The sequence below is a fragment of the Streptomyces xingningensis genome, from assembly GCF_054957865.1.
Genome location: NZ_JBDJPF010000048.1, coordinates 44,436 through 54,939 on the forward strand (window position 1 = coordinate 44,436; position 10,504 = coordinate 54,939).

Sequence of the window (10,504 nt, forward strand, 5' to 3'; positions counted from 1 at the left end):
GGAGGTCCGCACCGGTTCCCCGGGTCGTGGTCCGCGTGAGCACGGCGCGGGTGGTCAGCCGCTGTGCTTGCCGCTGGTACGGGCGGACCTGGCGCGCAGCCGCCAGGGCATGGCGACCGATTCGAGCTGCACCGCCAGGCTCATCTTGGACTCGCCCACCGCGCGGTCCTCGAAGTGGATGGGCACCTCCACGGCCGTGAACCCGGCCCGCAGCGCCCGGTATTTGGTCTCGACCTGAAAGCTGTAGCCCGCGCTGTCCACGGTGTCCAGGTCGAGGGCGCGCAGCGCGGGCGCGCTCCACAGGTTGAAGCCGCCGGTGATGTCGCGCAGCCGGGTGCCGAGGATGGTTCCGGCGTAGGCGTTGGCCCAGCGGGAGAGCACTCTGCGGTGCAGGCCCCAGGCGGCGGAGAGGGTGCCGCCGGGCACATACCGGCTGCCGACGACGACATCCGCGCCGGTGGCGAGGGCGACGCCGAGCAGCTCGGGGACCTTGCCGACCGGGTGGCTGCCGTCGGCGTCCATCTGCAGTACATAGGCGGCGCCGTCGGCGACGGCCCGGGCCATGCCCGCGGCGTAGGCGCGGCCGAGGCCCTCCTTGGCGGTCCGGTGCAGGACGCTCACCCGCGGGCGGCCGGGTTCCTCGTACTTGGCGGCCAGTTGCTCGGCGACCCTGCCGGTGCCGTCCGGGCTGTTGTCGTCCACGACCAGCAGCCGCAGTCCTTCCAGCGGCAGGGCCATCAGGGCTTCCGCCATCCTGGGGAGGTTCTCCGCCTCGTTGTAGGTGGGCATCACCACGGTGGTCGCGGTGCGGCCCCACTCGGCGGGCAGCGGGGTGATCACGGCGGGGGTGTGCGGAAGGCTCATGGGCTGTCCTCGTCGATGGGCGGCGGTGGGGGTCAGACGGCGGAAAAGCGGATGGCGGCGTCGGGGATGGCGGTGCCGCACCAGATGCGGGCGCCCTCGCGCAGTTCGTTGTCCGCGCCGATCCGGGCGTGGTCGCCGATGACCGCGCCGTCGAGCACGGTGCGCGGGCCCACCCGGGCACCGTTGCCGATCATGGAGGCCCGTACCCGGGCGCCCGCCTCGATGCGGGCGTCGTCCAGCACCACCGACCCCTCGATGTCGGCGCCCGCCGCGATATGCGCCCCGGCGCCGACGACCGTGCCGCCGCCGAGCCGGGCACCCGCCTCGATGTGGGCGCCGGGCAGCACCAGGTGCTCACCCGGCTCGCCGGGGACGGCCGGGGAGCGTACGACACCGCGGACCAGGTCGGCGGAGGCCTGGACGAAGGAGGCCGGGCGGCCCAGGTCGAGCCAGTACGAGGCGTCGACCACCCCGTGCAGCGCGGCGCCCCCGGCCAGCAGCCCGGGGAAGGTCTCGCGCTCCACGGAGACCGGGCGGCCGGTGGGGATGGTGTCGATGACCTCGCGCCGGAAGACATAGCAGCCGGCGTTGATCTGGTCGGTGATGATCTGGTCCGGGTGCCGGGGCTTCTCGGTGAAGGCGAGCACACGCCCGGCGGGGTCGGTGGGGACCAGGCCGAAGGCCCTGGGGTCGGCGACCCGGGTCAGGTGCAGGGTGATGTCGGCCTGTGCCCGCTCATGGCGGTGGAGCAGGGCCCGGATGTCGAGGCCGGTGAGGATGTCGCCGTTGAAGACGAGCACGGGATCGCCGGGACGGGCGGTGAGCGCCCCGGCCGCGCGCCGGATCGCTCCGCCGGTGCCGAGCGGCTCCTCCTCGGTGACATAGGTCAGCCGCAGGCCGTGGGCGGAACCGTCGCCGAAGTACGGCTCGAAGACCTCGGCCAGATAGGAGGTGGCCAGCACGACATGGCCGACTCCGGCGGCCGCCGCGCGGGCCAGCTGATGGGCGAGGAAGGGCACTCCGGCGGCCGGGACCATGGGCTTGGGGGTGTTGAGGGTGAGCGGCTGGAGCCGGGTCCCCTTGCCGCCGACGAGCAGTACCGCCTCTGTCATGCCACTGTCCTCGCGCGTTGTCGTCTCACCGTCGCACTGCGTTAGTTTTCGCGGCAAATTACACTACAATCGGCTGTCCGCGTGCAATGTCCGCAATGCGTGGCGGCCGTATCGGGAGATGCCCTTGCGACCGGTGAAGACGGAGGGACCGGTGGAGACGAGAGGGAAACGCCTGCCCGGCCCGGCGAGGCTGCTGGCGCTGGGCCGGGAATTCGCGAAGTTCGGCACGGTGGGCGTACTGGGAATCTTCGTCAACCTCGGGGTCTTCAACCTGTGCCGGGGGATCACCGGTCTGCCGGTGGTCAGGTGCAGCGTGGTCGCGACCGGCTTCGCCATCGCCTTCAACTACCTGGGGCTGCGCTACTTCACCTACCCGGACCGCGATCGCGGCCACCGCAGCAGAGAGGTCACCCTGTTCGCGGCCTTCAGCGCCATCGGGCTGGTCATCGAGAACGGCATCCTCTACATCGCCACCTATGGCTTCGGCTGGGACGAGCCGTTCCAGAGCAACCTCTTCAAGTTCGCGGGCATCGGAACCGCCACCCTGTTCCGCTTCTGGTCCTACCGCGCCTGGGTGTTCAGGGCACTGCCCGGCCACGCCCGTCACGGCGTGCCGGTGACCGGAGCGAGCAGCTCCGTCGCATACCGAACCGAGCCCGCGGCCCAACCCGAAACCACCGCACCTCCACCCTAGGAAACCGGAATCCCAAGCGCAGCAGATGCGAGCGGCCGGACCGCCAACTCCAGCGGAACCGGCAGGAACGGCCACATGACGACGTCATGAGGCGTCATGAGGCGCCATCAAAAAAAGGGGGGGGGGGGGGGGCGGGGGCCGGCCCCCCCCCCCCCCCCCCCCCCCCCCCCCCCCCGCGGCCCGGGGCCCCCCCCCGCCGCCCGGCCGCCCCCCCCCCCGCCCGCCCCCCCCCGGGGGGGGCCGCCCCCCCCCCCCCCCCCCCCCCCCCCCCCCCCCCCCCTTTCCGCACCCGGCGGATCAGGTGTGGGTACGCAGCAGGGTGCGCATCGTCCGCATCGCCACCGACAGGTTGGCCAGGTCGAACGCGTCCGAACCGCGGATCTCGTCCAGCGTGGCCCGGGCCCGGGCCAGGATCGGGGCGTTCTTCTCCTCCCAGGCCGTGAAGCGCTGCTCCGGTGTCGAGGAGCCATTGCCCACCGCCAGGATGTCGGCGGTCAGGGCCGCGTGGCAGGCGTACAGGTCCTCGCGGATGGAGGCACGGGCCATGGACTGCCAGCGGTCGGCCCGCGGCAGATCGATGATCTTGTCCATCAGCTGGCTGATGTGCAGCCGGTCCCCGAGGTCGTAGTAGACCTCGGCCACGAACAGCGGCTCCTTGCCCGTGCGGTCCGCGATGGCGACGACGTCCAGGGCCGGGAAGACGGCCGAGAAGCCCGCGACCCGCACCGCCAGCTCGCCCGGCACCCCGGCCGCGGCCAGCTCGTCATGGATGGACTGCCACCACTCGAGGTCGGCGCCGCGCAGCAGCTTGGGCAGCTCGGCCCAGACCGCGGCCACGCCGTCCCGGAAGAACTCGATGGTCTCGGCGAGCTGGAGCGGCTGCGGGCGGTTGTTGAGCAGCCAGCGGGTGCCACGCTCGACCAGCCGCCGCGAGTGCAGCCGGACCCGCGTCTGCACCTCGGAGGTGACCGCGTTGTCCAGCGCCTCGACCGCGTCCCAGACCGCGCTCAGACCGAAGATCTCCCGGGCCGCCGAGTGCGCCCGGACGATCTCCTCCAGCGAGGCCCCGGTCTCCTCCCGCAGCCGGTGCAGGAAGGTCGAACCACCGGAGTTGACGGTGTCGTTGACGAGCACCGTGGTGACGATCTCGCGCCGCAGCGCATGGCCGTCGATCTGCTCGCCGAACGACTGGCGCAGCGCCTGCGGGAAGTAGGCGTACAGCAGCCGCTGGAGGTACGGGTCGTCGGGGAGCCCGGTGGTGAGCAGCTCCTCGGCAGCGGTGATCTTGATGTAGGCGAGCAGGACGGCCAGTTCGGGCTGGCTCAGCCCGCGCCCGGCGGAGAGCCGCTCACGGATCTGCCGGTCGGTGGGCAGGAACTCCAGCGCGCGGTCCAGGTGTCCCTCGCGGCTGAGCCTGCGCATGATCCGCTGGTGGGCGTGGAGCAGGCTGGGCGCCTGGGCCACACCGTTGGTCAGGGCGACGTTCTGCGCGTAGTTGTTGCGCAGCACCAGCTCGCCGACCTCGTCGGTCATCTCGGCGAGCAGCTTGTTGCGCTGCTTGACGGTCATGTCGCCGTCCGCGACCAGGCCGTTGAGCAGGATCTTGATGTTCACCTCGTGGTCGGAGGTGTCCACGCCGGCGCTGTTGTCGATGGCGTCGGTGTTGATCCTTCCGCCGGCCAGCGCGAACTCGATCCGGCCGAGCTGGGTCAGGCCCAGGTTGCCGCCCTCGCCGACGACCTTGACCCGCAGGTCCTGGCCGTCCACCCGGATGGGGTCGTTGGCCTTGTCGCCGACGTCGGCATGCGACTCGGTGGACGCCTTGACATAGGTGCCGATGCCGCCGTTCCACAGCAGGTCGACCGGTGCCCGGAGGATGGTCTTCATCAGCTCGGCGGGCGTCATCTTGGTGACTCCCGGCTCGATGCCGAGGGCCGCCCGCACCTGGGCGTTGACCGGGATCGACTTGGCGCCCCGGGGGTGGATGCCACCGCCGTGGGAGAGCAGCGAGGTGTTGTAGTCGGCCCAGGACGAACGGGGCAGCTCGAACAGGCGCCTGCGCTCGGCGTAGGAGGTGGCGGCGTCCGGGTTCGGGTCCAGGAAGATGTGCCGGTGGTCGAAGGCGGCGACCAGGCGGATGTGCTCGGAGAGCAGCATGCCGTTGCCGAACACATCGCCGGACATGTCGCCGACGCCGACGACCGTGAAGTCCTCGGTCTGGGTGTTGTGGCCCAGCTCGCGGAAGTGGCGCTCGACGGACTCCCAGGCGCCGCGGGCGGTGATGCCCATGCCCTTGTGGTCATAGCCCGCCGAACCACCGGAGGCGAAGGCGTCGCCGAGCCAGAAGCCATAGGACTCGGCGACCTCGTTGGCGATGTCGGAAAAGGTCGCGGTGCCCTTGTCGGCGGCGACGACCAGGTAGGTGTCGTCCTCGTCGTGCCGGACGACGTCCTTCGGCGGGACGACCTCGCCGCCGACCATGTTGTCGGTGATGTCGAGCAGGCCGGAGATGAACGTGCGGTACGAGGCGATGCCCTCGGCGAGCCAGGCGTCACGGTTCGCGGACGGGTCGGGCAGCCGCTTGGCGACAAAGCCGCCCTTGGCACCGACCGGCACGATCACGGTGTTCTTCACCATCTGCGCCTTGACCAGGCCGAGCACCTCGGTGCGGAAGTCCTCGCGCCGGTCGGACCAGCGCAGGCCGCCGCGGGCGACCTTGCCGAAGCGCAGGTGCACGCCCTCGACGCGCGGGGAGTAGACCCAGATCTCGAACGCGGGCCGGGGCGCGGGCAGATCGGGGATGGCCTGCGGGTCGAGCTTGACCGACAGATAGCCGTGCGGCCTGCCGTCGGCGTCCCGCTGGAAGTGATTGGTGCGCAGGGTGGCCTTGATGGCCGTGAGGAAGGACCGCAGGATGCGGTCCTCGTCCAGGCTGGCGACCTGGTCGAGGGCGCCCTCCAGCTCCTCCAGCAGCCCGTCGATCAGCTCGTTGCCCGCGCGCTGGAGCGCCGGGGACATCCGGGCCTCGAAGAGGTTGACCAGCAGCCGGGTGATGTGGACGTTGTGGCGGAGCGCCTCTTCGATATACGGCTGGGTGAACGGCTTGCCCGCCTGGCGCATGTACTTGGCGTACGCCCGCAGCACCATGGCCTGCCGCCAGTCGAGACCGGCCCGCAGCACCAGCTCGTTGAAGTTGTCGTTCTCCGCGTCGCCCGTCCACACCGCGGCGAAGGCGTCCTGGAAGCGGCCGCGCGCGTTGTCGCCGTCGAGGTGCTCGGGCAGCCGCAGCCCGAAGTCGTAGACCCACGCGGTCGTCCGGTCCGAGCAGCGCAGCTCGTACGGGCGCTCGTCGACGACCTCGACGCCCAGCCGCTGGAGGACGGGCAGCACGGTGGACAGCGAGACCGGCTCACCCGTGCGGTAGATCTTGAAGCGGCGCTCGCCGGGGCCCGCGCCGACCGGCTCATAGAGGCTGAACTCAAAGTCGCGGTCGCCGCCGGCCGTGGTCAGCTTCTCCAGGTGACCGAGGTCGGAGACGGCGCCGCGCGGGCTGTGGTCGGCCTTGTAGCCCTCGGGGAACGCCTGGCCGTAACGGCGCAGCAGCTCGGCGGCGCGCTCCTCGCCGACCTCGGCGGTCAGCGTCTCGGCGAAGCCGTCGGCCCAGGAACGGGCGGCCTCCACCAGCCGGGCCTCGATGCGCTCGACATCGGTGTCGGTGAGGTCGGGGAGGGTGGCACCGGGCTCGACGCGGACGACGAAGTGCAGCCGGGAGAGCACCGATTCGGTGTTCCAGGCGGTGAAGTCGACGCTGGTGCCGCCCAGTTCCTCCTTGAGGATGTCGATCAGACGCAGCCGGACGGCGGTGGTGTAGCGGTCGCGCGGCAGATAGACGAGGGCGGAGAAGTAGCGCCCGTATTCGTCACGGCGCAGATACAGCCGCAGCCGGCGGCGCTCCTGGAGGTAGAGCACGCTGGTGGCGATGGTCCGCAGCTGGTCGGCCGGGGTCTGGAACAGCTCGTCGCGCGGGTAGGTCTCCAGGATCTGGAGCAGGTCGCGGCCGTCGTGGCTGTCGGGGGAGAACCCGGCGTCGGCCAGCACCTGGGCGACCTTGCGGCGGATGACGGGCACCCGGCGCACGGACTCGGTGTACGCGGCGGAGGAGAACAGGCCCAGGAAGCGGCGCTCGCCGGTCACATTGCCGTCCGCGTCGAACTTCTTCACCCCGACGTAGTCGAGGTAGGAGGGGCGGTGCACGGTGGCGCGGCTGTTGGCCTTGGTGAGGACGAGCTGCCGGTGCTCGCGGGCCTTGGCGCGGGCGTCCGCGGGCAGTCTGCTGAAGGACGGCGAGGCCGGGCGGGACAGCGGGGCGTGGTGCCCGTCGTGATGGCCGTCGGTGGTGTGGGCGGGGTCGGAGCGCAGGATGCCGAGGCCGGTGCCGGGGACGGCGGTGAGCGCGTCCTCCTCGCCGTCGTCGGTGGGCACCTTGGTCAACTCGTATTCGCGATAGCCAAGGAAGGTGAAGTGATCCGCGGACAGCCAGCGCAGCAGCTCACGGGCCTCTTCGACCTCCGTGGCGGGCAGGTCGGCGGGGGCCGGCTCGGACGGCAGGCCATCGGCGATGCGCAGCGCGGCCTCGCGCATCTTCTCCCAGTCCTCCACGGCCTCGCGGACATCGGAGAGGACGCGCCGCAGATCGGCGGTGATCTGCTTGAGGTCGCCGCGGTCGGTCTCGCGGTCGATCTCGACGTGGATCCAGGACTCGACGAGGGCGTCGTGCGGCAGGGCGGCGTCCTTGCCCGCGCCATGGGCGTCGCAGTTGGAGCCGAGGACCTCGAGCAGCCGGCCGGTGACATCGCGGCGGACGATCATCTGCGGGTGGATGACGACATGGATGCCGCGGTTCTGGCGGGAGAGCTCATTGGTGACGGAGTCGACCAGGAACGGCATGTCGTCGGTGACGACCTCCACCACCGAGTGGCTGCACGTCCAGCCGTTCTCCTCGACGGTGGGGGTGTGCACCCGCACATTCGCGGTGCCCTGTGGTCGATTCTCGGCGAGCCGGTAGTGCGACAGCGCGGCGCCGAAGACGTCGACCGGGTCACGGCCGGTGAGGTCCTCGGGTGCGGTGTGCAGGTAGTAGCGCTGGAGGTAGGCGGCCAGGGTTTCCTGGTCGAGCCCGCCTTCGCCCTTGGACCCGGTCGGTTGTTGGCCCCCGGCCGGGCTGATCTCAGCGACGCGGGCCGCCCGCCCGAGCAGCTCGGCCTTGGCTTCGTCCAGCTTGGTCTGCATGTCCTCTGGCTCCTGTCGCGCGCCGTTGCGTGACATAGGTGGTGAAGGCATCACGTCGCGACCCGGGTTGTCCGGTCGTCTTCGGCGGTATGCCGGGATGAGGGATGGCCGGGCGGGGCTCCGCGTGCGCCGTCGACAGCCTCGACGACGCAGGTGGGGTCGGCGACGCCGGACACGCCCGGTTCCGGGGACCAGCGGCTCCCCGGGCGCTGTGGCGCCGCGGGTGCAGGACAGAGGCGCCGTCGCCCCTGCTGGGTATCGCGCTGATCACGTGGTAAGGCTATCGCTCTTCCGGCGGAGAAGGTCACGCGCCGAATGTGACTTTGTCGGCTCCGGACCATGGCCACCGCCCTCGCCCTCATCTCTCCTCCCACCGCTCCCCCGTGCCGCCTTGCTCAGTGCACCGGCCGGCCCACCAGCCGGTCCGCCTCGGCCACCGCCTCGGCCAGGGAATCCACCACCGGCACCCCCGCCGCCCGAAGGCTGGCCCTGCTGTGCGATCCGCCGGTGTACAGCACCGCGCTCGCCCCGATGTGCGCCGCGGCCCGGGCGTCGTCGACGGCGTCACCGATGATCACCACCTGCTCCGGTGTCACCCCCTCGAGCGCGGCGAGATGCCGGGCCATCTGCTCGGCCTTGCCGATGTTGCTCGGGCCGGTGCGCCCGTCGACCCGGATGAAGTGCCGCTCGATGCCATGTCTGCGCACCAGGGGTATCAGCTGTTCGTGCGGGGCCAGGGAGCACAGCGACTGGGTGCACCCGGCGGCCTGCCGCTCGGCGAGCAGCCGCTCGGCCCCCTCGGTCAGCCCGGCGTCCATCGCCGGCTCCCGGTAGTGGCGGTGGAACGCCTCGTCCATCACCTGCCACTCGGCGTCGGTGGGCAGCCGCCCCATCAACCGCTCGTAGAAACGCGGAACGGGCACGCAGTACAGGTCCCGGTAGCGCTCCAGGGTGATCGGCTCCAGGCCGACCTCCGCGAACGACGCGTTCGTCGCCGACATCACCGCGTCGATGTCGTGCAGGAGGGTGCCGTTCCAATCCCAGACGATGTGAGCCGAGGGCTGCGTCATGCCAAGACCGTACCCGCAGCCACCGACAACGCCCCGGGGGTCAGATCAGGTTCGGGATCTCCTGCACGCCGAACCACATGAGCTCATGGTCCTCCGCGCCGTCGACGGTGAACTGCGCGTCGTCGTCACCGTGGTCCGCCGCGCCCAGCGCCGCCGCCGCGGCGGCGATATCCGCCTCGGCGTCGTCGGAGTCCATGTGCACGGCCGCCGCCTTCGCCAGCGGCACCGTCCGCGCCAGCCGCACCACGCCGAGCGCGGACTGGTCCAGGCCCATGTCCGGGTCGACGGCGGCCGCACCGTCGGGCACATCCACCGCGACCACCACCCGGCGGCGCGCCGCCCCCGGGTCGGCGGCGAGCCTGCGCAGCGAACCCTGGGCGGCCCGGCTCAGCGCCGCGTACTCCAGCTCCTCGATGTCATCCGAGACATACCACTCACGCAGCGCGGGGGTGACGGCATAGGCATCCAGCGGGGCGGGGCCCAGCTCGCCCGCCCGGTACGCCTCGGCGAGGCCGGGGAGGGTCAGGGGGACGTAGACGCGCATGACCGCCGCCTTCCTGAGGATGCACGGGCCTGAGGACGTACGAGCCTGAGGACGTACGAGTTGTCCGGCCAGCATACGGGGACGAGTCCCCCTTCGAAGTGCCGGGAGCCCGATGCCCGGGGCTCGTCCATCACCCGGCCCGGCCGCCCGGCATGGCGGCCCCCGGGCACCCATCGCCCTGATAGGTGAACCCTCCCGGGACCGGCAAAGGCATCCCGGGCCCCTTGTCGTCCGGGAAAGCACACCGCTAGAAGATCCCCACCGAAGGGGGCGATCGACGTTGAACAGGACCACCAAGGCGGCCAAAACCACCGGCCACCGCAGTGCGCCACCCCGGCGCACCGATCCACGGCGGCCGGCCGCCGACCCGGCCGCCAAGCGCCGGGCGCGCGCCCGGCTTCCGCGCTACTGGTTCGCCGAGCAGCTGCTGCTGACCCTCAGCGGGCAGCGCCCGGTGCACCTGCTGCTCGGGCACACCCTGCCCCCGGCCTACGACCGGCTCACCATGCTGGCGCCACGGGCCCCGCTGCGCCCCGTGTCACCGGGCGCCCTGGCCCCGGTCGTCCAGCGCTGCGGGGAGTTCCAGCCGCGCCCCGGGGTGATCGAGGCATACGCCCGGATCGCCTCCGGGGACCGGCTCCAGGCGCTGGCCTTCCGCCTCGAGCAGTGCACCGACCTGCGCTGGCGGTGCGCCGCGATCGAGCTGGCGGGGGCCCGGTCCGACCGGGTCCATGCCTGAGAACACCGGTGGCGGGGGCCCCCAGGGGGGCCCCCCCCCCGGCCCGCGCCCCCGCCCTGGGGGGGGGGGGCCCCCCCCCCCCCGGGTGGTGGGGGGGGGGGGGGGTGGGGGGGGTGGGCGGGGGGGGTGGTGGGGGGGGTGGCGAACCAGCCGCAGTCGTTGGCGGGTGTGCTGGACATCGAGGCGTCGGAG

At 72.0% G+C, this 10,504-nt stretch carries 7 protein-coding genes; 2 read left to right on the forward strand and 5 right to left on the reverse strand.

All coding sequences use genetic code 11. The annotated features are described in order from the left end of the window. Positions 1-54 precede the first annotated feature (54 nt). Together ABCR83_RS23230 and manB are read right to left on the reverse strand one after the other, a co-directional pair. Complete coding sequence (locus tag ABCR83_RS23230; RefSeq protein WP_462697072.1) at positions 55-864, reverse strand: polyprenol monophosphomannose synthase; 810 nt, start codon at positions 862-864, stop codon at positions 55-57. 32 nt (positions 865-896) lie between these two features. After that, complete coding sequence (gene manB / locus ABCR83_RS23235; protein ID WP_462697073.1) at positions 897-1,976, reverse strand: mannose-1-phosphate guanylyltransferase; 1,080 nt, start codon at positions 1,974-1,976, stop codon at positions 897-899. A gap of 151 nt (positions 1,977-2,127) precedes the next feature. Between manB and ABCR83_RS23240 the strand changes: the two genes are divergently transcribed. Further along, positions 2,128-2,670: a GtrA family protein gene (locus ABCR83_RS23240; protein ID WP_462697074.1), complete on the forward strand. Its 543-nt coding sequence runs from the start codon at positions 2,128-2,130 to the stop codon at positions 2,668-2,670. A 297-nt stretch (positions 2,671-2,967) separates the two neighbouring features. On the opposite strand, the gene ABCR83_RS23245 is transcribed toward ABCR83_RS23240, so the two are convergent. The 3 genes from ABCR83_RS23245 to ABCR83_RS23255 all read right to left on the reverse strand — a co-directional run bounded on the left by ABCR83_RS23245 (position 2,968) and on the right by ABCR83_RS23255 (position 9,573). Further along, positions 2,968-7,959: an NAD-glutamate dehydrogenase gene (locus ABCR83_RS23245; RefSeq protein WP_462697075.1), complete on the reverse strand. Its 4,992-nt coding sequence runs from the start codon at positions 7,957-7,959 to the stop codon at positions 2,968-2,970. Between the two features lie 395 nt (positions 7,960-8,354). Beyond that, positions 8,355-9,029 (reverse strand): HAD family hydrolase, encoded by a 675-nt coding sequence (locus ABCR83_RS23250; RefSeq protein WP_462697076.1) that lies wholly within the window; start codon positions 9,027-9,029, stop codon positions 8,355-8,357. A gap of 40 nt (positions 9,030-9,069) precedes the next feature. Beyond that, positions 9,070-9,573 (reverse strand): DUF6912 family protein, encoded by a 504-nt coding sequence (locus ABCR83_RS23255; protein WP_462697077.1) that lies wholly within the window; start codon positions 9,571-9,573, stop codon positions 9,070-9,072. A gap of 280 nt (positions 9,574-9,853) precedes the next feature. Here ABCR83_RS23255 and ABCR83_RS23260 point away from each other — a divergent pair, with 280 nt between their 5' ends. Beyond that, positions 9,854-10,312: an Rv3235 family protein gene (locus ABCR83_RS23260; RefSeq protein ID WP_462697078.1), complete on the forward strand. Its 459-nt coding sequence runs from the start codon at positions 9,854-9,856 to the stop codon at positions 10,310-10,312. Positions 10,313-10,504: the final 192 nt, after the last annotated feature.

Excerpts from the sequence above, each read along its gene's own strand:
- ABCR83_RS23230 (WP_462697072.1), bottom strand. The coding sequence starts at position 864 with ATGAGCCTTCCGCACACCCCCGCCGTGATCACCCCGCTGCCCGCCGAG.
- manB (WP_462697073.1), bottom strand. The coding sequence starts at position 1,976 with ATGACAGAGGCGGTACTGCTCGTCGGCGGCAAGGGGACCCGGCTCCAG.
- ABCR83_RS23245 (WP_462697075.1), bottom strand. The coding sequence starts at position 7,959 with ATGCAGACCAAGCTGGACGAAGCCAAGGCCGAGCTGCTCGGGCGGGCG.
- ABCR83_RS23250 (WP_462697076.1), bottom strand. The coding sequence starts at position 9,029 with ATGACGCAGCCCTCGGCTCACATCGTCTGGGATTGGAACGGCACCCTC.
- ABCR83_RS23255 (WP_462697077.1), bottom strand. The coding sequence starts at position 9,573 with ATGCGCGTCTACGTCCCCCTGACCCTCCCCGGCCTCGCCGAGGCGTAC.